The organism is Vibrio sp. MMG023 (genome assembly GCF_021654215.1).
GTDB classification, from domain to species: domain Bacteria; phylum Pseudomonadota; class Gammaproteobacteria; order Enterobacterales; family Vibrionaceae; genus Vibrio; species Vibrio jasicida.
The window spans coordinates 1-26,169 of record NZ_JAKFZP010000006.1; the positions used below are offsets into that span (position 1 = coordinate 1).

Here is a 26,169-nt window from a genome sequence, read left to right on the forward strand (position 1 = left end):
ACACTCTGAAGTTCTCTTCAAAGTGGACGGCCATTTTAGCGAGATAACTTATCGTGTCAAACACTTTTTTAAGTTATTTCTCTGTGAGTTACTTTCGAACTCACTGACCTTGTCATCTCGGCTTCGCTTTGTTTGCTTTCCCGTGACAACGGAGGCGCATTATAGGGAGTTCGTTTAGGAACACAACCCTATTTTTCAAAAAAACTTATCTTTTTGGTTCGTTCGTATAGAAAACAATCAAAACCCGATAAAAGTGCATCAAAAAGGGGGCTACTGCCCCCTAAACCTTGAACTTCATCTCACTTTTCACTGCATTAGTGAAATTACTGGTGAGCGATAACTTGGTCATTGTTCACAATCAGCTGTACTTTCTTATCTGGCAATATTTGTCCGGCTAAGATTGATTTCGCTAGTGGGTTTTCGACATTTTGTTGAATGGCACGTTTTAGAGGTCGCGCACCATACACAGGATCAAAACCAACTTGAGCAATCAAATCGAGGGCTTTTGTGGATACCTCTAATTGGTAACCTTTTTCTTCTAAGCGTTTAGCTAGACGTTCCAGTTGAATAGAAGCAATCGACTTTATGTGCTCTTGACCAAGCGGATGGAATACAACACTTTCATCAACACGGTTTAAAAACTCAGGACGGAAGTGCTTACTAACCACATCCATAACTTCATTCTTAATGCCTTGGTAATCCAGAGTAGCAAAGTTCTCTTGGATGCGAGCTGAACCTAAGTTCGATGTCATGATCACTACAGTATTACGGAAATCAACCGTTCTACCCTGACCATCAGTTAATCGACCATCATCCAATACTTGCAGCAAAATATTGAACACATCGGGATGCGCCTTTTCTACTTCATCTAATAGGATGACAGAATAAGGTTTGCGACGAACCGCTTCTGTTAGATAACCACCCTCCTCATAACCAACGTAACCCGGAGGCGCACCAACTAACCTTGCCACAGAATGTTTCTCCATGAATTCAGACATGTCGATACGTACCATTGCGTCTTCGCTATCGAACATAAAGCTCGCGAGTGTCTTACACAATTCCGTTTTACCCACCCCCGTAGGGCCTAAGAATAAGAAGGAACCAATTGGTTTGTTTGGATCTGATAACCCTGCTCGACTACGGCGGATTGCATTCGATACCACTTCTACCGCTTCTGCCTGACCAATCACACGTTTGTGCAATACCTCTTCCATGCGGAGCAGTTTCTCTTTTTCTGCTTCGAGCATTTTAGAGACTGGTATACCCGTTTGCTTAGAGAGTACTTCTGCAATCTCGTTATCCGTCACCTTATTACGTAGTAGCGTCATCTCTTGCATCTCAGCTTGAGTTGCAAGGTCGAGTTGTTTTTCAAGTTCAGGAATACGACCGTATTGCAATTCAGACATACGGTTTAAATCACCTGCGCGGCGAGCAAAATCCATGTCCATACGCGCTTGCTCTAGTTCACCTTTAATATGTTGTGTACCAGAAAGGGCCGCTTTTTCAGCATTCCACACTTCTTCAAGCTCCGCGTATTCGCGTTCTTTTTCATCCAACTCTTCATTAAGTGCATTTAAACGTTTTTCACTCGCTTCATCATGTTCATTACTTAATGCTTGTTGTTCGATTTTAAGCTGAATGATCTTACGCTCTAGCTTGTCTAGTGACTCAGGCTTGGAGTCAATCTGCAAACGAATGCTAGAAGCCGCTTCATCAATTAAGTCGATCGCTTTGTCCGGTAATTGACGGTCTGACACATAACGGTGTGACAAACTGGCCGCTGCGACAATCGCAGGGTCGGTAATCTCTACATGATGATGAAGTTCATAGCGCTCTTTTAGACCACGCAAAATCGCAACGGTATCTTCAACACTAGGTTCGTCCACCAGCACTTTTTGGAAACGACGCTCAAGTGCGGCATCTTTCTCTATATACTGACGATATTCATCCAATGTTGTTGCACCGACACAGTGAAGCTCGCCACGTGCCAACGCTGGTTTAAGCATATTGCCTGCATCCATAGAGCCTTCGCCTTTGCCAGCGCCGACCATAGTATGTAATTCATCGATAAAGAGAATAACGTTGCCTTCTTCTTTGGCTAATTCATTCAATACCGATTTCAAACGTTCTTCGAATTCACCACGATATTTCGCTCCTGCTACGAGCGATCCCATATCTAGTGAAAGCACACGACGCCCGCGTAGACCTTCCGGAACTTCATTATTAATGATGCGCTGCGCCAAACCTTCCACAATAGCGGTTTTACCCACGCCCGGCTCACCGATAATGACAGGATTGTTTTTAGTTCGACGTTGCAGTACTTGAATGGTTCGACGGATTTCATCATCGCGACCGATCACAGGATCCAGCTTACCCTGCTCTGCACGTTCGGTAAGGTCAATCGTGAACTTTTCCAAGGCTTGGCGAAGCTCTTCTGCATTGGGGTCATTGACCTTTTGACCACCTCTGATCTTTTCGATTGCTTGGCTAACTTTTTGCTCAGTTAAGCCGAGCTCTTTAAGCAATTGACCAAGAGGACCGCGGTCTTCCATTGCAGCCAGTAAGAAGACTTCTGATGAGATGTAAGAGTCCTGACGCTTTTGAGCCACCTTGTCACACAGGTTAAACAAAGTCCCCATTGAACTAGACAATTGAACATCACCACCAATACCGCTTACTTTTGGCAATCGGTCTAACATCTCGCTCAACTTTGAACGTAACTGAGTAACGTCGACATCTAACATTGTTAGCAATGGACGAATTGGGCTACCGTTTTGATCCAGCAAAGCCACCATAAGATGGACTGGTTCGATGTATTGATGATCGCGCCCTAACGCCAGTGACTGAGCATCAGAGATAGCGATTTGAAACTTACTTGTGAATCTATCAAGACGCATATCTTCCTTCCTAACCTCAACTTAAGAGAATTCTTTTGACAGTTAGAAAGATGGATACGCAAAGGGAGAATTTCAAGGGAGTGAATCAATAAAGATAGCTTTGCAAAAATAGAGCTATGCATCATAGCGAATTTGCGCTTGGTCAGAGTTAATCTTCAATCCAAATAAAAGTGGCTTGTCGACCAGTCACACCATCACGGCGATAGGAATAAAAGTCATCTTTGTCTTGAAAAGTACATAGACCTGAATCAAATACTTGAGTGACACCAAGTTTATTAAGACGCTGAGTTGCAAGCTTGGACATATCCGCTAACCACTTTCCTTCAACATCACGAGGGGTAAAGGCTTGATGAGCTTGTGAGTCGAAATCCATAAAGGCTTGGAGGACATCCTCCCCCACTTCAAATGCTTTTGGTCCAATAGCAGGACCAAGCCACGCCATTACCTCACCAGAAAACAACTCTAATGCGTTTTCAATGATACCATTCGCTAAACCACGCCAACCGGCATGCACCGCAGCAACTTGGGTACCTTGCATATTGGTCAGTAAAACGGGTAAACAATCTGCCGTCATAGCAGAACAGATAACATTGCTTGAACACGTATATATGCCATCCGCATCGAGCACTTGCAAAGTCGGAGCACTCACTTGAGTGACAACCGTCGAATGAGTTTGGTTTAACCAGATAGGTGCGGTCGGCATATTTGCCTGTTGCGCTAACCATTCGCGGTTTTTTTCAACTAATGACAGTTCATCCCCAACGTGTGCACCTAAGTTAAGCCCTTGATACGGAGCAGAAGAAAAGCCCCCTACTCTCGTAGAGGAAAAAGCTTTTACATTCTTAGGCGCAGGCCAGTTGGGAATAACTGTCTTCATATTAGAACTCGTCTGGTAGACCGTATTCTTCTGTATCTTTGCGCAACGCTTCTGTCATGACGACCATATCCGCAGGCACTGGAGCATGGAACTCAAGCTCTTCACCAGTGATAGGATGTTCAAAGCGAAGCATTACCGCGTGCAGTGCTTGACGGTCAAAGCCACGAATCATCGCAGTCACTTCTTCTGAAGCACCTGTTGGGATACGAGCACGACCACCGTAAGCGGTATCACCTAATAGCGGATGCTGCAGGTAAGACATGTGCACACGGATTTGGTGTGTACGACCGGTTTCTAGACGAAGACGAATGCGTGTATGCTCGCGGAAGTGCTCAGCAACACGGTAGTGTGTTACTGCTGGCTTACCCAGAGGTGCTACAGCCATCAGCGTACGCTTAGTAGAGTGACGACCAATTGGCTTATCCACTTTACCGCCTGCTGTCATACGGCCGATAGCAATCGCTTCGTATTCACGTGTAATGTTACGTTTTTGCAGAGCACGAACTAGACGAGTTTGCGCCGGAACGGTTTTTGCGACCACCATTAGGCCAGTCGTATCTTTATCCAAACGGTGCACAATACCTGCACGAGGTACTTCTGCAATATCAGGATAATGATGCAATAGTGCGTTGAGCACGGTACCATCTGGAGTACCCGCACCAGGGTGAACAACAAAATCACGAGGCTTATTGATTACGATGATGTCATCATCTTCGTAGACGATATCTAGAGGGATATCTTGCGCTTCCCAGCGTTCTTCATCTTCCAGCTCGGCTTGCAAGGTAATTTCCTCGCCACCCATAACTTTGGTGCGAGGTTTAGTGACAACTTCACCATTCACTTGTACTTTCCCGTCAAGAAGCCATTCTTTCAGGCGAGAGCGAGAAAAGTCTGCGAATAATTCGGCGATAGCTTGGTCCAAACGTTGACCTAATTGGCTATCTTTTACGGTGTTGGTTAAAACAATCTGCTGAGCCATATCGAACTTTTTTAAAAACTGTGAGACTAATGCTCACGACTGTGGAAAAATAGACTATTACGTCATTGTATCTGTTACTGGAAAGAAAGTAACGGCAGCTTAAGAAATATTTAGATTCAAGGAACAGACTCCTGATATGAAACATCAGACTTTAACAGGCCTTTTAGCGGTATCCCTTCTGTTTGGCTGTGCAAGCAAAGAAGAAATCGTTCCTGATGTGCCACCTTCTGAACTGTATGCTGACGCGCAAACGTCGCTTCAAAGTGGTAACTGGCTTTCTGCTATTGAGAAATTGGAAGCTTTAGATTCGCGTTACCCGTTTGGTGCCTACTCTGAGCAGGTACAACTTGACCTTATTTACGCGTACTACAAAAACGACGACCTAGCATTAGGTCTTGCAACGATTTCTCGCTTTATGCGTTTGAACCCAACTCATGAAAAAATGGACTGGGTATTGTACATGCGTGGTTTGAGCCACATGGCGCAAGACCGTAACTTTATGCATGACTTGTTCAACGTTGACCGTAGTGACCGAGATCCAGAGCCAGTTAAGAAAGCATTTGATGATTTCAAAAAACTGCTAGAGCGTTACCCAAACAGCCCATATGCTGAAGATTCACAAAAACGCATGGTGGCACTGAAAAACCGCTTAGCAAACTACGACCTTGCTACTGCGGACTTCTATCTACGCCGTGAAGCTTGGATTGCTGCGATTAACCGTGCCCAAGAACTTCAAAAAGCATTCCCAGATACTGAAGCAGCACGCAAGTCACTGGATATTCAGTTAGAAGCTTACAAGCAACTGGAACTAAAAGATGCAGTTGCCAGAACGGAAGAGCTGATAAAGCTTAACCCAGTAAAATAACACCAACCGCCACAGCTTTGCTTGTGGCGGTTTTGTTCCCCCCTTCTTTATTTTTGCTTTATCCTTTCTCGTTACCACATTCATTACCTTGATGATTTTTTAAGCGACACATATGCTTAAGGTTCTCCTTCACCATCAACATGGATGTGAACATGGCATTATCAAAGCTATGGACAGGACTTCTACTGTTACTCTCAGCATCAGCATTTGCTTTAGAGTTGTCCCCTCTGAGACAGCCCCCTTACACAGGTGATCTCGATGTCATTAAAGAGAAGAACGTCTTGCGCGTGTTGGTATCAGCCGATTTGGGTTTCTACTACATAGAGGGAGGTGAACCAAAAGGGATTGGCGCTGAGTTGCTTGCGCATTTTGAGAGAGATTTACGCAAACTCAAACCTAAGATCAATATTCAAATCATTCCTGTATCTCGTGATGAGCTGCTTCCTTCCCTAGAACAAGGGTTGGGAGATCTGGTTGTTGCGAATCTCACCATTACCGACGCACGTAAGAAATTGGTTGATTTTAGTGATCCTGCCATTACGGGAATTGAAGAGTGGGTGATCACCGACAAGAAAACACCTGTAATGACCAAGCTTGACCAGTTAAGCGGCAAGGAAATATGGGTACGTGCCAGTTCAAGTTACTTCGAGAGCATTCAGGCATTAAACAAACAACTTAATAAGAAAGGCTTACCACCTGTTGTTGTGCATTTCATAGAAGAAACACTACAAGACTACGAATTGGTGGGAATGCTCAACAATGGCTATGTCAAAGCCATCGTTCTTGATAGCCACAAAGCCAAGTTGTGGATGAGCTTTATGGATGATATTCGCTCTCATACCAAAATCCCCCTCCGCACCGGCGGTGAGATAGCATGGGCAATGAGGCACGATAGTCCAGAGTTGAAGAAAGTGGTGAATAAATTCATCAAGACATCAAGGTCCGGCACCTTATTGGGCAATGTGATTTACGGCAAATATATCGATAATACTAATTGGCTCAACAAAGCCCTCAACCCGAAAAAAATCGCGCAATTAGAAAAGCTCTCTTCCTTATTCTCTAAATATGGAGAGAAATACGATTTTGATTATCTGCTTATCGCCGCAGTGGCCTATCAAGAATCTGGATTTAACAATAATCTAGTATCGAGTCGAGGTGCAGTTGGCATCATGCAAATTCTGCCAAGTACTGCCAGCGACCCAAACGTAAACATTAAAAACGTTCGAAACTTGGAGAACAATGTCCATGCTGGTGTGAAGTACATGGCCTTTCTACGTCGATACTACTTCAGCGATGAAGCAATCAGTAAAGAGAACAAACTGTACCTAACGCTTGCCGCATACAATGCAGGGCCTGGAAATATAGAGAGAATGCGCAAACGCGCCGCGCAACAAGGTTATGACCCAAACGTTTGGTTTCACAATGTAGAAGTGGTGACGCGACGTAGCTTAGGCGAGACCGTCAGATACGTCACTAACGTGAACCGCTACTACGTTATTTACAAGCAACTCGAAAGCCTCGACCTAGCCAAGACATTGGACAACGTCTTATTAGCGCCAGAAGACCCTGTGTTCATGACGCCATTGAAGAAAATAAGCCAAACGCCATAAAACCGAGAACAAAAAACCAAAAACGCCGCTCAGTTCATGAGCGGCGTTTTTGAATCTAACTTACTATGCACTTTAAGAGTGATCTGATTCACATCTTTGTTCTGGTTAATTTTTAACTAACTAGAATTACAGGCCGTATAACTCCCCTAAAAACGGGATAGTTTTCAGCTCAGTACTCTATCCAATCTAATGATTTCGAATCCGATAACAAGCAATTTTCACAGAAATCTAAACAGTTCTTGAGAAAGATCACATTCACTTCCCACCTATAAAAAACCACTCAAAATAGTGATCTATATCACATTATTTTATCCTCAGAGCGGTAATCTGAATTCAACCCATGAGGGATGAAACAGAGGAAAAACATTTATGACAATGAACATCACTGGTAAAAATATCGAAATCACCTCTGCAATCCGAGCTCATATTGAGAGCAAATTTAAAAAGCTGGAGAAATGGCAAGTAGACATCATCGGATGCCAAGCAACTTTCAGTGAGGAACCAAACAAACAGAAGAAATTCGAAGCCGTTATTACGGTTCCTAAAGGGCAACTAATCGCCTCAGCTACTCACGAAGATCTTTACGCAGCTATCAACGAAGTGGAGCAAAAACTAGAACGACAATTGAATAAGCTGACCCACAAACCTGAAGCTCGACGTGCTAGCAAGCCAGAGTTAGTGGAAGAAGAAGAGTAAACCGACCAGATCGAGGAAGTAGCGCCGTAAGGCGCTATTTTTTTGCTTGACGCTCCCCGCCTGCTTGCTTATTGTGTTTAAACACTCACAAATTAAGCACTATTTATGCATTTGACTCACCTGTTTCTTTTTGACTTCTTTTTCCTTCCATAGTTGGAGGGGCTAACTCGTTTGTGAAAGAAAAGTCAAAAACAAACAGAAAGCCTCCCGAATCGGGAGGCTTTTTTTATAAGGAAAGAATTGATGACTGACCAACCTATTTCCCTGGATGAAATTCGTTTACGTTTGAATGAGCTTGATGACGAGCTTTTAAGCTTGCTGTCTGAACGTCGTAAGCTCAGCATTGAAGTAGCAAAAAGCAAAGTCCAAACATCAAAACCTGTTCGTGATGCTGTCCGTGAACAACAACTACTAGTAAAACTGATTACCAACGGCCGTGATAAATACGAACTCGACGCTCAGTACATCACCAAACTTTTCCATACGATCATCGAAGATTCGGTGCTTTTGCAACAAAGCTATCTACAGAACCTAGTCAACCCTCAGCAAAGTCGTAAACCATTAGCACGAGTGGCTTTCTTAGGAGCTAAAGGATCTTACTCTCACTTAGCTAGTCGTGAGTACTTCAGTCGTAAAAATACAGAGCTAATTGAACTCAACTGCGAGCACTTCAAAGAAGTAACTCAGACCGTTGAATCTGGCCATGCTGATTATGGTGTTCTACCAATTGAAAACACCAGTTCTGGTTCAATTAACGAAGTCTACGACCTTCTACAACACACAACACTTTATATCGTAGGAGAGCTGACTCAACCGATTGAGCATTGCCTTGTTGCAACCAAAGACATTCGTCTAGAGAACATCAAAACGCTTTACTCTCACCCGCAGCCCCATCAGCAATGCAGTGAGTTCCTTAGTAGAATGAAAGGCGTTCAACTCGAATCTTGTGCGAGCACAGCCGATGCGATGCAAAAGGTACAAGAATTGGGCCGTGATGATGTCGCCGCTATCGGTAATGCTTCCAGTGGTAAGCTCTATGGCTTACAAGCGATCCAAGGCAACATCGCGAACCAAACTGAAAACCATACCCGCTTTATTGTGGTTGCTCGTAAACCTGTCGAGGTCTCCACACAGATACCGGCAAAAACCACATTGATTATGTCTACCTCTCAAGAGGCAGGTTCTTTAGTCGAGACCCTGTTAGTACTGCAACGTTTCGGTATCAACATGACTAAGTTAGAGTCCCGTCCGATCATGGGTAACCCATGGGAAGAAATGTTCTATGTTGATTTAGAATCACACCTTGGTTCCACCGCCATGCAGCATGTGCTCGATGAGCTCACCAAGATAACTAAACACCTGAAAGTATTAGGATGTTACCCAAGTGAGAACGTAAAACCCACTCAAGTAAAATTGGGTTAATAGACATCGATAGGTAAAAAGATCATGGTAGACCAAAAAGTCGTTATCGCTTCACTCAACCCTGCAAAAATTAAAGCCGTAGAGAGTGCTTTTCAAAGTGCTTTCCCTGAACAACGTTTTAACTTTTTCGGAGTCAGTGTCCCGAGTGAAGTTTCAGACCAGCCAATGACCAATGATGAAACACGCCGAGGTGCTTTAAATCGTGTTCGCAATGCTAAAACTGAGATGCCGAATGCTGATTTCTATATTGGTTTAGAAGCGGGTATTGAAGGAAAAGTTACATTTGCTTGGATGGTGATTGAATCCGAGACTCATCGTGGAGAGTCGCGTTCAGCAAGTTTGATGCTACCACCAAAAGTGCTAGAAAAACTTGAACATGCCAATGAACTGGGTGATGTAATGGATGAAGTATTTGGTACTGACAACATCAAACAAAAAGGTGGCGCAATTGGCCTGTTAACTCAAAACCAACTGACGCGCAGTTCGGTCTACCACCAAGCTTTGATTCTGGCGTTGATTCCTTTTACCAACCCTGAACATTTCCCTGCAAACCTATAGCTATGTGGCTCTTATTAAGAGTCTGAAGCTGATAGTCGAGTAAAGTACGTATTAAAAAGGGCGGATATTCCGCCCTTTTTGCTGTCCGTAACTCAAAGATTATTGAGCGCCCTGCTCTAATAATGTCTTAAGTTTGTCTTTGTCGACATCGGACTTTGACTTTAACTCGTTAGAGCCACGGGTAATTGTCGCAATACCAACCCCAAGCATTTGACTGATTTGACGCTGTGAGAGCTCACCTTTTAGCAACTCGTTGAGAATATTAACGCGTGCGGTCAGTGACTCTCGCTCATCCGGTGTCATTAGCATGGTCAACAACATTTCGTGTTGCTGATTGTCCACACTTGAACGGATTAACTCGACAATCTGTTGCCAGTCTTTGTACTCAGGTTCATGTGACATCAAGTTACCTCACTCAATACTTGGTATTGATCTCTTCTTGGGTCAAGAACGAACCGTCGACACCTAAAAGGTCGCGGTAGTACGTTTCGAACATCAAAATGTTCTGTACATACCCACGCGTCTCTTTAAATGAAATCGCCTCTATAAAGGAATAAGCATCCACTTTTCCTTGAGTTCGCTCTCGCCACATTTTTACTCGGTTAGGCCCTGCATTATAAGCAGCGAGCGAAAAAATACGATTATTATCGTAATCTTCCATTAAGCCTTGTAAGTAATGGCTACCAATTTCAATGTTCTTACCTACATTGTAGAGATCTTGCGTACCTTGATATTTCAGCTTGTACTTGTTTGCCGTGTACTTAGCCGTCGCAGGCATAATCTGCATCAGACCACGAGCTCCAACCGGAGAGCGCGCTTCAGAATCAAGTGCACTCTCTTGTCTCGCCAAAGACATCATTGTGATTGGGTCGATATTGTGTTTCTCAGCGTAAAAGTTAAACCACCAGCGATGCGCGACAGGGAATCGCAACGGAATGTTATCCCACATCTGAGCTTGAATACTCGCAATAACCGTCAAGTTATGCCAATGCTTAGACGCGGCAAAAGCGGCAAGTTGCGTTTTTTCCTCTTTACCAACACGACGGAGCAAATGTGTCCATTCACTCTTCGCCGCAGCGATCTTGTCGGTTGCTATCAGCTCTTCAATACGAAGCAGCGATTTTTGATATGGCTGAATAGCTTTCTTATCGAGCTTAACAGAGCTTGATGGATACTTGATCGATTGACCAATCGCATTCGCTGCGGCCACACTGTAAAAGTTACGCTGGCCAGTCTGTTTTGCTAAACGTTGCTTGCCTGCGACTTCATCACCCAATGCGATTTCACTGCGCCCTAACCAGTATTGCCACCGAAGTGATGCTTGCTCTTCATCATTAAGCACTGCAATCCATTTTTTTACCCCTTGCCAGTCGCCATTTTGAATCGATAAACGAATACGACTTTCAATCAGAGGTAGGTTTTTACTGGTTTTTGTTTTGTCATCGCGCCACTTCGCCAATGAATCTGATTCAGTACGAATCAAACGAATCGCAATGTAATCCGCCAGTGCTTGAGCCTTTTCTGGAGAGAACTTTTGCCCTTTCACTACGGTCGCATAAGCATCTTGCGCTTGCTTGGTGTTTTTTCGAGCCAGTTTCTCTAATGCGAATTCTGCTTGAGTTCGATTAAAGTCATTCGCTTGTTGCTTCTTGGCAAACTCCGCCACATTTTCAGGCTTATCGAACAATGCCTTCATCGCTTTGGCTTGCTGCTGAGCTTTGGCCGATGTAGGCAACTTTTGCAGATAGGCCATTAGCCCGCCATTACGCGCATCAAATGCTAATAACATGCGTTGTAAAATCATGTCATCTGTACGTTCACCCGCTTTGTCCCATGCAGAGAACAGTGGGTCACATTCATCAGCAATACTCTTGCCGCGTAACCACATGTGCTCAGCACCTTTAAAGGCCGCGACTTGTTTCCCTTGTTCTAGCTGAGCGACATAAAAAATACACTGATAACGCTCACCACTTGGCTCAACTTTCTGGAACTCGGTAATGGTTTTCCAATCTTTCTGGCGATAAAGGTTATCTAGATACGGGGCGCGAATACGACGTGAGAATGGAAAAGCTTCATGTTCACTAATAAACGCATCTACCTGTTGTGGTGACTTGCTCGATAATTGCCTCAGAAATACCCGATAGTCCACATAAGGAGTGAGTGGATAATCAGCGATTTTGGAACGAATAGACAAGTAGCCATCAATGTCATTCTTGTCTAATAAATTTTGTGCCTGCTCATAGACTTGACGCTGCTTTTCTAGGCTCAGCGTCGCGTTTGCCGACACGCTTACCGCACATAAAGCGGCTGCGTAGCATACTCTTTTAGCCAATTCAGTTACGTTGAATTTCATGTGCGTCATTTTCCCCAGACGTTTCTCTCTTCATGCTTTACCACTGGTGAATACAAACGTAGTAAGCAATAAAGCATATGCATCTATTTACACCGTAATAAGTGCTTATTGTAAAGCGACTTGATGTAATAAATGTTGTACTCGTAAAACTTTAGAACCCTTTAAGACAAATAGATTCCCATCAATTCATCCAACTAAATGAACTGTTGGCTTTGATTTAAAGACGAACAAGAAAAGTGTATACCCTAAAGTTGAGAGTTTCCGGTCAGCGATGAAGAAGAAATCACACAAGATGCTAATTTCTTGCAATGCGGTAACAAAACTGAAGGAGTTGGTATAAAATAGAGCCTTTGAATGACAGTTAATTTAGGAACGATCGGCAATGGCTGAATACGTATATACCATGTCGCGGGTGAGCAAAATTGTGCCACCTAAGCGTCAAATTCTTAAAGACATCTCTCTAAGCTTCTTCCCTGGTGCAAAAATCGGTGTTCTAGGTCTGAACGGTGCGGGTAAATCTACGCTGCTACGTATCATGGCGGGTATCGATACCGATATCGATGGTGAAGCACGCCCACAACCGGGCCTAAACGTAGGTTACCTACCGCAGGAGCCTGTTCTGGACGAGTCAAAAACCGTTCGTGAAATCGTTGAAGAAGCTGTTGCAGATGTTGCTGGCGCACTTAAGCGCTTGGATGCGGTATATGCAGCGTATGCAGAACCAGATGCCGATTTTGATGCTCTAGCAAAAGAACAGGGTGAACTAGAAGCGCTAATTCAAGCGAAAGATGGTCACAATCTAGACAACGCGCTAGAACGTGCTGCTGATGCACTTCGTCTTCCTGAATGGGATCAAAAAATCCAACACCTATCTGGTGGTGAGCGTCGCCGTGTGGCTATCTGTCGTCTTCTTTTAGAAAAACCAGACATGCTACTGCTCGACGAACCAACCAACCACTTGGATGCTGAGTCTGTTGCATGGCTAGAACGCTTCCTAGTTGATTACACTGGTACTGTAGTTGCGATTACCCACGACCGTTACTTCCTAGATAACGCAGCGGGTTGGATCCTAGAACTTGACCGTGGTGAAGGTATTCCATGGGAAGGTAACTACACCTCTTGGCTAGAGCAAAAAGATGCGCGCCTACAACAAGAAGCGTCGCAAGAAAAAGCTCGTCAAAAGACCATCGAGAAAGAACTTGAATGGGTTCGTCAAAACCCTAAAGGTCGCCAAGCGAAATCTAAAGCACGTATGGCGCGCTTTGAAGAGCTACAAAACACTGACCACCAAAAACGTAACGAAACTAACGAGCTGTTCATCCCGCCAGGTGAGCGTCTAGGTGATAAAGTTATCGAAGTGAACAACCTGACTAAGTCATTCGACGGTCGCGTTCTTATCGATGATCTATCATTCAGCATGCCTAAGGGTGCCATCGTGGGCATCATCGGTGCCAACGGTGCGGGTAAATCAACCCTATTCAAGATGCTAAGCGGTACTGAACAACCTGATTCGGGTACGATTGAACTGGGTGACACTGTGAAACTGGCTTCTGTTGAGCAGTTCCGTGATTCAATGAACGATAAAAACACGGTATTCCAAGAGATCTCAGAAGGCGCTGACATCATCAAGATCAACAACTTCGAAATCCCTGCACGTGCTTACTGTTCTCGCTTTAATTTCAAAGGCTCAGATCAACAGAAAGTTATCGGCGAGCTTTCTGGTGGTGAGCGTAACCGTGTGCACCTTGCTAAGCTGCTTAAAGCCGGCGGTAACGTACTACTACTCGATGAGCCAACCAACGACCTTGACGTTGAAACACTACGTGCACTTGAAGAAGCGCTGCTTGAGTTCCCTGGTTGTGCCATGGTTATCTCGCACGACCGTTGGTTCCTAGACCGTATCGCAACGCACATCATCGACTACCGCGATGAAGGCCAAGTTAACTTCTACGAAGGTAACTACAACGAGTATATGGAATGGCTGAAGAAGACGCTTGGTCCTGAAGCCGCTGAACCACATCGTATCAAATACAAGCGCGTATCGAAGTAATTTCGTTTATAAGATGAGTGTGCGGTATATCACCTTACACTCACCTTTGCTTGTAATTCGTACAAAGGTCGCTATCATAGCGGCCTTTGTTGTATGTGTTGCATAAATGGCTCAGATTGGCATTTTTTCAATTAAGAGCTTGACCTTTAGCAATCGTAACTCCGTGCTACCTCGACATTTTAAGAACAACAATTGAACAATTTTTGTTCTATTTGATATAGTCATCGACAGATTCGACGACTATATGAGAAAGCTCTATGACGGAGAGACGACGCTTTTCACGCATCATCTACCAAGTTTCTGCTTTAGTGGAACAAAGTGACTTGGCACTACAAGCCACGATTCAAGATCTCTCATTACATGGTTTATTGTTAAGAGCTGAAAATGCAAACTCACTTGAGTCGTCACTACCGGTAGAAGTCGCATTCTCGTTCGCTCAATCAGAACAGGTGATGCAGTTAACCGCTGATATCATCGCTGTTGCAAGTAACGAGATCCGGCTGAAGATCATCAACATAGACATCGACAGTATTAGCCAATTAAAACGATTTATAGAGTTAAACGTAGGCAATAACGAGCTGCTGAATCGAGAGTTAGAATACCTTTCTGATTTGGGGGAAGAATAAATTGAACGCCTGCTTTAGTAACAATAACTATGTCTAAAAAAATCATCATGCAGATCCCAACAAAAGATGGGAATCAGCAATTTTATGTGGGTCGCCTTTCGATCCTTGCAGTATGTGTGTCAGTCATCGCTTTGCCTGCCGTCGTTGGTAGCGCTTGGTATTTGAATCAACAACAAACATACAATCAAGAGACGCTAAACCAAACCATCGCAAAGCTGGAAGGTGAAAAAGCGGAGATCACGGCACTGTATGAAGAACAACTTGATACGAACCACTCTCTTTCTCAATCTTTAACTGACAAAAACAATCAGATTCAATTGCTAGGTAAGCGTGTATATGATGTGGAGTCGGTTCTCGGTCTCGCTGACGAAGAGCTTGAAAGCGAAGAGTACAACGTTGCCCTAGAAGAGCGTATTGATGCCGCAGCCATTGATTCAGCAGTGCGCGCAACGATGTTCCGTTTAATTCCAAACGACAGTCCGATGACTTACCAACGTATCTCCTCCCCTTATGGCAGTCGGATTAACCCTATTTCTGGCAAACGTCATGTGCATACAGGCATCGACCTTACATGTAAACGCGGCGAAGAAATCTTAGCCCCAGCGGATGGTGTGGTAGAAACGGTGCGACCAAGTAATCGTGGATACGGTAACTACCTTACACTCCGTCATTCATTTGGTTTCTCAAGCTCATTCGCTCATCTGAACAAATTCAGCGTGAAAAATGGCCAGTTTGTCAGTAAAGGCGATGTAATAGCGAAATGTGGTAATTCAGGTAACTCGACTGGGCCACACCTTCATTACGAAGTACGCTTTCTTGGGCGTACGCTAAACCCGCGCTACTTAATGGATTGGACACCAGAGAACTTTAACTCCGTGTTCGAGAAAGAAAAGATGGTAAAATGGGGTCCTCTGGTTCAGTTGATCGATAACGTGGTTCGTCTGCAAATCAATCTAACCAATTCGCCATACCGAGATACGAGTATTAGCACGGTATCAAGTGAAGACAACAGTGGTACATCGACCAACTGATTATTTTCAAACAAAAAAGAGCAGCCAATGTGCTGCTCTTTTTGCATCTAAAATAGGGAATTAGCCACGATGGATATTATCGTTCGCTTGCTTAAGTAGGTTCTGACTCTCGTTCATGAATTGCTGAGAGTACTCACCAAACCAATCGCTCACTTGCTCGAAGCTTTCGACAAACTCAGCCTTGTCTTTACTGTCTAAAACAGACAAAGCTTCACCAAAGCGTTGGTGGAAACGCTTAATCATATCGATGTTTTCTTGTGATGAAAGAATGATGTCACCGTATAGATTTGGGTCTTGACCAAACAGACGCCCTACCATCGCTAGCTCCAAGCGGTAAATTGGCGAGCTCAGCTTTAACAATTGTTCAATATTAGGGTTTTCTTTGCTTAGGTGCATACCGTAAGCGAAGGAAGTAAAGTGACGTAGCGCCTGAATCAAAGTCATACCATGATCGTGCTCTTGCGCATCGATCTGGCACAAGCTTGCGCCCCAAATACCAAACTGTTGCAGTAGCCATTGGTATTGCTCATTCTCACGACCATCGCAGTACACAATCACCTGTTTCGCTAAGCTTGGCACATCAGGACCAAACATTGGATGGAGACCAACAACCGGGCCAGAGTGTACATTTAACATTGCTTGCAGTGGCTTGGACTTGATAGAAGTCAGATCACAAAGAATGCAATCTTGTGGCAGGTTACCGAGCTTTTCAATCACACCTTCAGTTAAATGGATTGGTACAGTCACGACCACCAGGCCAGCGTCTTTTAAGATTTCGTCAGCGTGCTCCCAGTCTTTACTGCCCAAGACTTTCACTTGGTATCCAGACAGTTTGAACATACGTCCGAACAAACCACCTAACTGGCCATTACCACCAATAATAACGACTGAGCGCAATTCTGGGTTCAAACACTTAAAACCGGAATCTTTCTCGCTGGCATAAGACTCACGCATTGTTCGACGAAGAATGTCTTCTATCAGCTGTGGAGGGATCCCCATTTTTTCAGCTTCAGCTCGTCGTGATGCCAGCATTGCCGCCTCACGATCTGGGGCGTAAATTGGCAAACCGTGTTCGCTTTTTACTTCACCCACTTTCTCTACTAGCGCTAAACGCTGAGAGAGTAGCTCTAGCATTTGCTTGTCGACTGCATCAATCTGATCGCGCAATGCGTTAAGTTCAACTGCCATTGATGTTCCTTAAATAAGTTCCGTTTTAGCCTTTAAGGCGATTCTCTAAGAAAGGCACCAGCTCTTCGTGTGCATGACGTAATAGTGCCTCAGTTGAATCCCAATTGATACACGCGTCGGTAATTGAAACACCGTATTTCATCTCTTCGAGAGTAAGGTCTGAAGATTGATTACCTTCATTAATATGACTTTCAATCATCAGGCCAATGATCGACGTGTTGCCTTCTCGAATCTGGTGAATCACGTCTTCTGCAACTAACGGCTGACGGCGGTAATCTTTACGTGAGTTCGCATGGCTACAATCCACCATCAAGGACGCATCAAGGTTGGACTTCGCCATCTCTTGCTCACACTCAGTAACGGATACTGAGTCGTAATTGGTCTGCTTACCACCACGAAGAATCACATGACCATTCGGGTTGCCTTGCGTAGTCAGAAGCGCTACTTGACCTTCACGGTTAATACCCATGAAACGGTGGCTAGAAGAAGCCGCTTGCATTGCGTTGATCGCCGTTGCCAAGCTACCGTCCGTACCATTCTTAAAGCCGATAGGCATTGAGAGACCACTTGCCATCTCACGGTGTGTTTGTGACTCAGTCGTACGAGCGCCGATCGCTGCCCAACTAAACGTATCTGCCAAGTATTGTGGGCTAATTGGGTCAAGAGCTTCTGTTGCCAGCGGAATATCCATCTCAGCGAGTTCAACCAACAGTTCACGACCAACATGCAGGCCATGTTCAATGTCGAAGCTGCCGTCTAGGTGTGGGTCATTGATCAAGCCTTTCCAACCAACCGTGGTTCGAGGCTTCTCAAAGTAAACACGCATAACAATATACAGTTGGTCGCTTAGTTGTTCTGAAAGTGCTTTTAAACGCTTGGCGTAATCCTTCGCAGCGTCTACGTCATGGATAGAACATGGTCCACATACAACGAGTAGACGATGATCTTTTTTGTGAATGATATCAGCGATGGTTTGACGAGAATCTTGGATAAAACGACGGGCCTTTTCACTTAGAGGAAGCTTAACTTTTAGCTCCTCAGGCGTGATAAGAACTTGTTCTTCGCAGATGTTAATGTTGCTCAATTCACTTCTTTGCATAACCTTGACCTGTATATTATTTTTTACACCCAACCAATTCCTTGGTGAGACAACTAAGCTTTACGGACAAGATAACAGGCTAAAAAAGAATTACAACCGTACACAATAAAAAACATCCAGTGTAAATTTAAATTTACATTAAAAGAAAAAGCCGAAATGCAGAGCACTTCGGCTTTAAATGGATGTTTTAGAAAGTTTACGTCTCACCCTGAACAAACCATTATTCAGGGGTGAGATGGCTAGCCAACCAATCGCTTCATAGCTTCAGAGGCATCTTTCCACTCTTGCGAACGTTTTAGCTCGCTTAGAGAAAAGCTCTGTTTCTTCAACAAGGCATCAGCGAGAGGAACAGAAGTGATGGGTAGATTATCAAGCACCTCAACTTGCGCATCGCGCTTGTTGCAAACCAGCAGCATATTACAGCCAGCGTTTAATGCTTGTGCGCCACGTTCGGCAGGACCACCCATAATTGCGGCACCTTCCATGGTCAAATCATCAGAGAAGATCAAACCTTTAAAACCAAGTTGCTGGCGCAGGATTTGTTTAAGCCAATACTCAGAGCCGCTAGCAGGTTGGTCATCATAATTTGGGAAAATGACGTGAGCAGGCATCATCGCATCTAAGATGCCGGCATCGATTTGCGCTTTGAAGATAGCCATGTCTTGCTCAAAGATATCGCTACGCTCGTCATACGGTGTCTCTAGGTGTGAATCAGCAATCACACCACCATGACCCGGGAAATGTTTGCCCGTCGTCGCCATACCGACACTCTTCATACCCTGCATATAAGCAGTGCTGTGACGCAAAATAGTGTCTAAATCCTCACCAAAAGCACGGCTGCCAATCGCTTTACATTGATGACCTTTATCCAACACTGGCGCGAAGCTTAGGTCGATATCATGAGCAATCAGCTCAGCAGCCATCAACCAACCGCCCATGCGGGCCAGAGCTTCACTGTTTTGGTGTTTGGCGTATTCGTCTGCCGCAGGAATCAATGAAAAGCCTTCACGGAAACGCTGAACGCGTCCGCCCTCTTGGTCAACACCAATCAAAATCGGACGTTTCGCCGCTTCTCGGATAGATTGGGTAAGAGCTTGAAGCTGCTTGCTGTCGTGGTAGTTACGCGTAAATAAAATCAAACCACCAACCGTTGGATGCTCCAAAATTTCTCTGTCTTCTGCAGTCAGTTCATAGCCTGCAACATCAACCCATAACGGTCCCATTTTTTCTCCTCAAAATCGGCTGAATATCTCGTATTCGATGAGGTTATTCGCTTCAGAATTGCTTTACAATAAGTGAATCGAAGAATTGACGGAATTGGCTGTGAATCTTAACAAACTGTATATCGGTGTGATGTCTGGAACCAGTATGGACGGTGTAGATACCGCACTGGTTGAAATTGAAGATAACCGTGTTCGCTTGCTCGCACACGATGATTACCCAATGCCTGCTCATATTAAGCAGACGCTTTTGTCGGTTTGCACTGGGCAAGACACGAATCTAAAAGCCATTGGTAAGCTCGACCACCAACTTGGCCATCTGTTTGCCGATGCGGTTTTACAGCTACTGGATAAATCCGGCTATTCCGCAGAGCAAATCCGAGCCATTGGTAATCATGGTCAAACCGTGTTCCATCAGCCGACTGGCGAACAGCCCTTCACCACCCAACTGGGTGATGCCAACATCATTGCAGTCAAAACTGGCATTGATACCGTGGCAGATTTTCGTCGTAAAGACATGGCGTTAGGTGGCCAAGGTGCACCGCTCGTCCCTGCCTTCCATAAAAGTATTTTTGCCATGCAAGATTCCACCACCGTGGTGCTTAACATCGGTGGAATTGCCAATATCTCGGTACTGCATCCTGACCAAGCAGTGATCGGCTACGATACTGGCCCAGGCAACATGTTGATGGATGCATGGTGTGAACAGCACACAGGACAAGGCTTCGACAAAGACGCGCGATTTGCTCTGCAAGGCAACACCGATGCAACACTACTAACTCAACTCTTAGCAGAGCCTTACCTCGCCATGTCGGCGCCTAAGAGCACTGGTCGAGAGCTGTTCAATATCGATTGGCTGCATCATCAGTTAGCCAACCACAATATCTCAGCACAAGATGTACAACGCACGCTGTGTGAATACTCGGCGAAGACCATTGCAAACGAAGTAGAGAAATTCACGTATGGTCAGCAGCCACAGCTGTTGGTGTGTGGCGGAGGGGCGAGAAACCCTCTACTGATGCAACGTTTAGCGGAACTTCTGCCGCAGTGGCAAGTCGCAACAACGGATGATAAAGGTGTCGATGGCGATTACATGGAAGCCATGGCGTTTGCTTGGCTTGCTCAGCGACATATTGACGGGCTGCCGAGCAACTTACCTGAAGTGACTGGTGCGAGCCGTCTTGCTTCGCTGGGTGTGCTCTATCCTAAAAACTAAATGCGTTGTGCCAGACACAGCGACAAAATAAATCGAAATCAGTATTCAAAAGGCTTAAACCACTATGACAAATGACGCGCTTATTGCTGCTCTTGCCCACCTAGTATCAGAAGGTCGTAACCCAGATACGATGGACATCGATTTACTGCCCTCTCTGGACATTGTTCAGCGACTTAATCAGCAAGATAAGCTCGTACCACTTGCGGTTGAGAAGGTTTTACCCGAAATCGCACTCGCGGTGGATAAGATCACCGACGCGTTTAAAGTCGGCGGTCGTCTGGTTTATATGGGCGCTGGCACCAGTGGCCGTTTAGGTGTGCTTGATGCATCGGAATGTCCGCCAACATTTGGCGTATCTGACAAGATGGTGGTCGGTCTGATTGCAGGTGGCCCAGAGGCGATTCTAAAAGCAAAAGAAGGTGCGGAAGATTCGCCGGCTTTAGGTGAGCAAGACCTAAAAGATATCAAATTCACAAATCTCGATGTGGTCGTAGGTATCGCTGCAAGTGGCCGAACGCCTTATGTCATTGGTGGTTTGGAGTACGCCAACGAGATCGGTGCAACCACGATTGCACTATCTTGTAATCCAGATTCTCCAATCGCCGACATTGCCGACGTCGCAATTAGCCCTGTTGTAGGCCCTGAAGCATTGACTGGCTCAACACGTTTGAAATCAGGTACGGCGCAGAAACTGGTTCTGAACATGCTGACGACTGCCAGCATGATCCGTTTGGGTAAGAGTTATCAAAACTTAATGGTCGATGTGAAAGCAACCAACAATAAGCTCGTTGCACGCGCCGCACGTATTGTGATGCAAGCGACCGATTGCAGCAAAGAAAAAGCTACCGACGTACTTAAACAAACTGGTTATGAGGTGAAACTGGCGATCTTAATGATCCTGACCGATCTTGATATTGAATCTGCTCGTGCTCACCTGCACCACCAAGACGGCTTCTTACGCAAAGCAGTGGAAAACCACCAGCCTAAATAAATCTCGAGTCCCGTAGTTCAAATCTGTCGATAGAAGACAAACAAAAAGGAGACCTCGCGGTCTCCTTTTTGTTTTAGATATCAAGATTTAGTCTTCATACAACCATTCATCAAACTCTTGGTTAAGCTTGTCATTTGCTTTACGCTTGATGTGATCAGGGTTCGTTATGTTCTTAACGTTCTCTACTTTATTGGTGTACTTGCGAGTGGTTTGGTTTACTTCTCGCTTCACTTGGTTCTCGACATAAGTACCGTCAGTGACTTCTTTAATATTACGCTTGGTATTGTTGATGGTATTGGTAATACGATGCTTATCGTGATCGTATTTACGCTTCATCTTAATCGACTCTTTCAACACGTTGGTCGCACCGACCGTTAAGGGCAACAATGCTAATGCGACCAAAAAATACTTCTTCATGTTTTCATTTCACTTCTGATTGAATCTCAAGCCATAAGTACAGCAAAGCAATAAAATTCAAATGTCAGAAGATCAACAAGCAAAACCACAGTCTTGATTATGAAACAGATTTAGTTGCTGTATTCGTTCCAGCCACGTTGCCATTCCATACGGAATTTTTGTGCCCCAGGCGTTCCCTCACATACACCTTCATAATACTGACCAGATAAGCCCATTTGGTAAGCAAAATCAGGATTACAATATTCCGTCACCCCTTCAAGGTAACCTTGGTCATAATCGCCTTGCTTTACATTTCCTAACGAGCGAAGTTCTTTCATGGTACGAGAGGTATGCCCAGCGACACCATCTTGATAACCGATCTGGTACCAATCTCCGGACTGCGCCAGTTCTTCCGTTGTTGCCGCACACCCTGCTAGTAAAGCCAGCGCCAAGCCTAACGTTGCCTTTTTCATCATTCTTCCTTAACTAATTGTTTTCAAAACAAGCTTACCACTAAAGCCTGTGCTTTGCCGCTTATCTGTTGATTTCACCACTTAACTCTCGAACTCGCCGCTCACCCTTGATAACCACCGCTTAATGGTTAATAGAACCACTCAGCCCTACGCACGACCACTAGGCAAACGATAAAACCACTTAACCGTTATATCGACCACTCGCTTCTCTATTCGACCACTCATCCATAGAGCGAATGCGCTTAACAAAAGAGATGAATACCATACATCCTGAGCTTAAAAAATTACCCTACCTAACAAACCAAGGACAATTGCTATGATGTGGTTTCTAACCTGTGTCGCAGCCCTCATCGGCGGATACTTCATCTACGGTGCTTTCGTTGAGAAGATTTTCGGCATCAATGAGAATCGTCAAACGCCAGCTCATACTAAGACGGACGGCGTTGACTACGTTCCAATGTCAACCAAGCGTGTTTACCTTGTTCAGCTTCTGAACATCGCAGGTGTTGGTCCTATCTTTGGCCCAATCATGGGTGCCCTATACGGCCCTGCTGCAATGCTTTGGATTGTTGTTGGCTGTATCTTTGCAGGTGCGGTACACGATTACTTCTCAGGCATGCTTTCTGTTCGTAACGGCGGTGCATCAGTACCAACGATTACGGGTCGCTACCTAGGTAATGGCGCAAAACACTTTATGAACATCTTTGCCATTGTCCTATTGCTTCTTGTTGGTGTGGTATTCGTATCAGCGCCAGCAGGCATGATCACGAACCTAATCAACGACCAAACTAGCTTTAGCGTAAGCATGACAACTATGGTTGTGTTGATTTTCGCTTACTACATCATCGCGACAATTGTTCCTGTAGACAAAATCATCGGTCGCTTCTACCCATTGTTTGGCGCGCTACTGATCTTCATGTCTGTAGGTCTAATGACTGCTATTGCTTTCTCTAGCGAACACACTGTAATGGGTGACTTCCAAGTAAGCGACATGCTGACTAACTTGAACCCGAACGATATGCCTCTATGGCCTGCACTATTTATCACTATCGCATGTGGTGCTATCTCTGGCTTCCACGCAACTCAGTCTCCACTGATGGCGCGTTGTATGGAAAATGAGAAGAACGGTCGCTTCGTATTCTATGGTGCAATGATTGGTGAAGGCGTTATCGCGCTAATCTGGTGTGCTATCGCTCTGTCTTTCTTCGGCACGCTTGATGGTCTTGCAGAAGCAGTGAAAAACGGTGGCCCTGGTAACGTGGTATACAGCGCTTCATTCGGTCTACTGGGTGTATTCGGTGGTGTGATTGCCTTCCTTGGTGTTGTTATTCTGCCAATCACATCGGGTGACACCGCATTCCGCTCAAGCCGTCTGATTCTTGCTGAATACTTCGGTATGGAACAGAAAACACTACGTAACCGTCTTCTAATGGCTCTACCACTGTTCGTTATCGGTGGCATTCTGACTCAAGTAGACTTCGGTATTATCTGGCGCTACTTCGGTTTCGCAAACCAAACAACAGCAGTAATGATGCTTTGGACTGCGTCGGCTTACCTACTACGTCACAACAAACTGCATTGGATTACGACTATCCCAGCAGTCTTCATGACAACCGTGTGTGTCACTTTCATTTTGAACAACAGCACGCTAGGCTTCGGTCTACCAATGCAAATCTCGACAATCTCTGGCATTTTGTTCGCTCTTGCTGCAGCGGCTTACGTTATCAAAATCTCGAAAGGCAAAGGCGAAACAGATCTTGCAGATGAAGATAAACCAGACACTGTCTCAGAAACGGCGTAATGAAATCCTTCGCTTGCTAACCGATTCATTATCAATATCTGGATAACGCTAAGAGCCTGCCTATCGCAGGCTCTTTTTCTTTCTCTTTAAAGAATGAATTCACTTACAATAACAACATCATGTCTAGGTTAGGTTCGCTATGGAACTGATCATCTCCCTTTTGCAACAAATGTGTGTTTACTTAGTGCTGGCTTATATGCTGAGTAAAACGCCAATCATTCTTCCCTTACTGAGCATTTCTTCTCGCTTAAGTCACCGACTCATTTGTTATGTGCTTTTCTCTGGTTTTTGTATCCTAGGCACCTACTTCGGTTTACAGATCAACGACGCGATAGCAAACACGCGTGCAATTGGTGCGGTGATGGGAGGACTGTTTGGCGGTCCTGTTGTCGGTTTTGCGGTGGGCTTAACTGGGGGGATTCATCGTTATACTTTAGGCGGTTTTACCGACTTAGCTTGTGCGATTTCCACAACAGCAGAAGGGCTCATTGGGGGGCTACTCCACGTTTACCTCATTAAGCGTAACAAAGGGGCAATGCTGTTTAACCCGAGCGTAGTATTCAGCATTACTTTTGTTGCAGAAATCGTTCAGATGGTGCTGCTGCTTGCTGTCGCTAAACCATTCAACCAAGCCTATGAACTCGTTTCAGCGATTGCTGCCCCAATGATCATCGCTAACTCCGTTGGTGCCGCTCTGTTTATGAGTATTCTGCAAGATCGTAAAACCATTTTTGAAAAGTACTCGGCCGCCTTTTCCCGCCGAGCATTAAGCATTGCCGACCGCTCAGTTGGTATTCTCAGCACCGGCTTTAACAGCGAAAATGCCGATAAGATCGCTCGAATCATTTATGAGGAAACCAAAGTAGGCGCGGTCGCCATTACTGACCAAGAGAAGATTCTGGCTTTCGTTGGCATCGGTGATGATCACCATAGGCCAAATACTCCGATCTCATCGCAAAGCACACTCGATTCAATGGAGAAGAATGACATTATCTACCTTGATGGCAGTGAGCGCCCTTACCAATGCTCATTAGCGAAAGATTGTAAGTTGGGCTCTGCGCTGATCATTCCTTTGCGCGCAGGTAAAGAGGTAGTGGGAACCATCAAACTCTATGAGCCAAAACGCAAACTGTTCTCGACTGCGAACATGTCAATGGCAGAAGGCATCGCTCAGCTTCTATCGAGCCAAATCTTGTATGGCGATTATCAGCAGCAGCAAACCCTACTGGCTCAGGCAGAAATCAAACTACTGCACGCGCAAGTGAACCCACATTTCTTATTCAACGCGCTAAACACCATCAGTGCGATTACGCGTCGTGATCCAGATAAAGCACGAGAACTGATCCAAAACTTGTCGCACTTCTTCCGTAGTAACTTAAAACAGAACATCAATACCGTGACGCTGAAAGAAGAATTAGCACATGTGAATTCCTACTTATCGATCGAAAAAGCACGCTTTACTGATCGCCTAGAAGTTGAGATTGATATTGAACCTGAACTGCTGGATATCAAGTTACCAAGCTTTACGCTGCAACCTTTGGTCGAAAATGCAATCAAACACGGTATCTCGACTATGTTGGAAGGCGGCAAAGTAAAAATCTATAGCCAACCTCATGCACAAGGGTACCTTATTACCGTGGAAGACAATGCAGGCAGCTATGAATCACCAAAAGAGAATCATTCTGGTTTGGGGATGGAAATTGTCGATAAGCGCCTCTCTAATCAATTTGGACGTGATTCAGCGCTAAAAATTAACTATCAACAACACCAATTTACTAAAATGAGTTTTATCATTCCCTCATCGCGATAAGCGCAATAAAA

At 44.9% G+C, this 26,169-nt stretch carries 22 protein-coding genes and 1 other annotated feature; of the genes, 12 read left to right on the forward strand and 10 right to left on the reverse strand.

Going from position 1 to position 26,169, the window contains the following annotated elements; genetic code table 11:
- Positions 1–323 precede the first annotated feature (323 nt).
- The 3 genes from clpB to rluD form a co-directional block, all read right to left on the reverse strand.
- Entirely contained in the window at positions 324–2,897 is a 2,574-nt protein-coding gene (clpB, locus tag L1076_RS18695) for an ATP-dependent chaperone ClpB (protein ID WP_237304276.1), read from the reverse strand.
- Between the two features lie 148 nt (positions 2,898–3,045).
- Entirely contained in the window at positions 3,046–3,774 is a 729-nt protein-coding gene (gene pgeF / locus L1076_RS18700) for a peptidoglycan editing factor PgeF (protein ID WP_038882442.1), read from the reverse strand.
- A 1-nt stretch (position 3,775) separates the two neighbouring features.
- Positions 3,776–4,753, reverse strand: coding sequence for a 23S rRNA pseudouridine(1911/1915/1917) synthase RluD (gene rluD, locus L1076_RS18705; protein WP_038874005.1), 978 nt, complete (start codon positions 4,751–4,753; stop codon positions 3,776–3,778).
- A 136-nt stretch (positions 4,754–4,889) separates the two neighbouring features.
- Here rluD and L1076_RS18710 point away from each other — a divergent pair, with 136 nt between their 5' ends.
- From L1076_RS18710 to yjjX, 5 genes are all read left to right on the forward strand, one after another.
- Positions 4,890–5,618, forward strand: coding sequence for an outer membrane protein assembly factor BamD (locus tag L1076_RS18710; protein WP_038874006.1), 729 nt, complete (start codon positions 4,890–4,892; stop codon positions 5,616–5,618).
- Positions 5,619–5,770: 152 nt separating this feature from the next.
- Positions 5,771–7,228: a lytic transglycosylase F gene (locus L1076_RS18715; RefSeq protein ID WP_038868800.1), complete on the forward strand. Its 1,458-nt coding sequence runs from the start codon at positions 5,771–5,773 to the stop codon at positions 7,226–7,228.
- Positions 7,229–7,597: 369 nt separating this feature from the next.
- Positions 7,598–7,924 carry a ribosome-associated translation inhibitor RaiA gene (gene raiA / locus L1076_RS18720; protein ID WP_038868798.1) on the forward strand — a complete coding sequence of 109 codons (327 nt, stop codon included), beginning with the start codon at positions 7,598–7,600 and terminating at the stop codon, positions 7,922–7,924.
- Positions 7,925–8,032: 108 nt separating this feature from the next.
- Positions 8,033–8,154: a sequence feature (Phe leader region), on the forward strand.
- 13 nt (positions 8,155–8,167) lie between these two features.
- Positions 8,168–9,346 (forward strand): prephenate dehydratase, encoded by a 1,179-nt coding sequence (pheA, locus tag L1076_RS18725; protein WP_038866429.1) that lies wholly within the window; start codon positions 8,168–8,170, stop codon positions 9,344–9,346.
- Between the two features lie 24 nt (positions 9,347–9,370).
- Positions 9,371–9,904 carry an inosine/xanthosine triphosphatase gene (yjjX, locus tag L1076_RS18730; protein ID WP_042605393.1) on the forward strand — a complete coding sequence of 178 codons (534 nt, stop codon included), beginning with the start codon at positions 9,371–9,373 and terminating at the stop codon, positions 9,902–9,904.
- Between the two features lie 99 nt (positions 9,905–10,003).
- Here the strand turns inward: yjjX and trpR are convergent, their stop codons facing one another.
- Both trpR and L1076_RS18740 read right to left on the reverse strand, forming a co-directional pair.
- Positions 10,004–10,306 carry a trp operon repressor gene (gene trpR / locus L1076_RS18735; protein WP_038866424.1) on the reverse strand — a complete coding sequence of 101 codons (303 nt, stop codon included), beginning with the start codon at positions 10,304–10,306 and terminating at the stop codon, positions 10,004–10,006.
- Positions 10,307–10,319: 13 nt separating this feature from the next.
- Positions 10,320–12,266, reverse strand: a complete 1,947-nt coding sequence (locus L1076_RS18740; RefSeq protein ID WP_039973771.1) for a transglycosylase SLT domain-containing protein — start codon at positions 12,264–12,266, stop codon at positions 10,320–10,322.
- A 373-nt stretch (positions 12,267–12,639) separates the two neighbouring features.
- On the opposite strand from L1076_RS18740, the gene ettA reads away from it, so the two are divergent.
- From ettA to L1076_RS18755, 3 genes are all read left to right on the forward strand, one after another.
- A complete protein-coding gene (gene ettA / locus L1076_RS18745; protein ID WP_038866420.1) occupies positions 12,640–14,307 on the forward strand; it encodes an energy-dependent translational throttle protein EttA in 1,668 nt (555 codons plus the stop codon).
- Positions 14,308–14,564: 257 nt separating this feature from the next.
- A complete protein-coding gene (locus L1076_RS18750; protein WP_038876273.1) occupies positions 14,565–14,933 on the forward strand; it encodes a PilZ domain-containing protein in 369 nt (122 codons plus the stop codon).
- A 29-nt stretch (positions 14,934–14,962) separates the two neighbouring features.
- A complete protein-coding gene (locus L1076_RS18755; protein ID WP_038876270.1) occupies positions 14,963–15,964 on the forward strand; it encodes a M23 family metallopeptidase in 1,002 nt (333 codons plus the stop codon).
- Positions 15,965–16,024: 60 nt separating this feature from the next.
- Here L1076_RS18755 and tyrA read toward each other — a convergent pair whose 3' ends face one another.
- The 3 genes from tyrA to nagZ form a co-directional block, all read right to left on the reverse strand.
- Positions 16,025–17,152 (reverse strand): bifunctional chorismate mutase/prephenate dehydrogenase, encoded by a 1,128-nt coding sequence (gene tyrA, locus L1076_RS18760; RefSeq protein WP_038866413.1) that lies wholly within the window; start codon positions 17,150–17,152, stop codon positions 16,025–16,027.
- A gap of 25 nt (positions 17,153–17,177) precedes the next feature.
- Entirely contained in the window at positions 17,178–18,251 is a 1,074-nt protein-coding gene (locus tag L1076_RS18765; protein ID WP_038866412.1) for a 3-deoxy-7-phosphoheptulonate synthase, read from the reverse strand.
- A gap of 239 nt (positions 18,252–18,490) precedes the next feature.
- Positions 18,491–19,474: a beta-N-acetylhexosaminidase gene (gene nagZ, locus L1076_RS18770; protein ID WP_237304277.1), complete on the reverse strand. Its 984-nt coding sequence runs from the start codon at positions 19,472–19,474 to the stop codon at positions 18,491–18,493.
- 100 nt (positions 19,475–19,574) lie between these two features.
- Between nagZ and L1076_RS18775 the strand changes: the two genes are divergently transcribed.
- Complete coding sequence (locus tag L1076_RS18775) at positions 19,575–20,687, forward strand: anhydro-N-acetylmuramic acid kinase (protein ID WP_038866407.1); 1,113 nt, start codon at positions 19,575–19,577, stop codon at positions 20,685–20,687.
- Positions 20,688–20,751: 64 nt separating this feature from the next.
- The gene (gene murQ, locus L1076_RS18780; protein ID WP_038876259.1) at positions 20,752–21,678 is read left to right on the forward strand and encodes an N-acetylmuramic acid 6-phosphate etherase; all 927 of its coding nucleotides are present in this window, start codon (positions 20,752–20,754) and stop codon (positions 21,676–21,678) included.
- A gap of 87 nt (positions 21,679–21,765) precedes the next feature.
- Here the strand turns inward: murQ and L1076_RS18785 are convergent, their stop codons facing one another.
- Together L1076_RS18785 and L1076_RS18790 are read right to left on the reverse strand one after the other, a co-directional pair.
- A complete protein-coding gene (locus tag L1076_RS18785) occupies positions 21,766–22,095 on the reverse strand; it encodes a hypothetical protein (RefSeq protein WP_005440588.1) in 330 nt (109 codons plus the stop codon).
- Positions 22,096–22,205: 110 nt separating this feature from the next.
- A complete protein-coding gene (locus L1076_RS18790; protein ID WP_009707688.1) occupies positions 22,206–22,547 on the reverse strand; it encodes a DUF2799 domain-containing protein in 342 nt (113 codons plus the stop codon).
- A 316-nt stretch (positions 22,548–22,863) separates the two neighbouring features.
- On the opposite strand from L1076_RS18790, the gene L1076_RS18795 reads away from it, so the two are divergent.
- Both L1076_RS18795 and L1076_RS18800 read left to right on the forward strand, forming a co-directional pair.
- The gene (locus L1076_RS18795) at positions 22,864–24,348 is read left to right on the forward strand and encodes a carbon starvation protein A (protein ID WP_038876257.1); all 1,485 of its coding nucleotides are present in this window, start codon (positions 22,864–22,866) and stop codon (positions 24,346–24,348) included.
- A 139-nt stretch (positions 24,349–24,487) separates the two neighbouring features.
- Entirely contained in the window at positions 24,488–26,158 is a 1,671-nt protein-coding gene (locus L1076_RS18800; protein WP_039973778.1) for a sensor histidine kinase, read from the forward strand.
- Positions 26,159–26,169 lie beyond the last annotated feature (11 nt).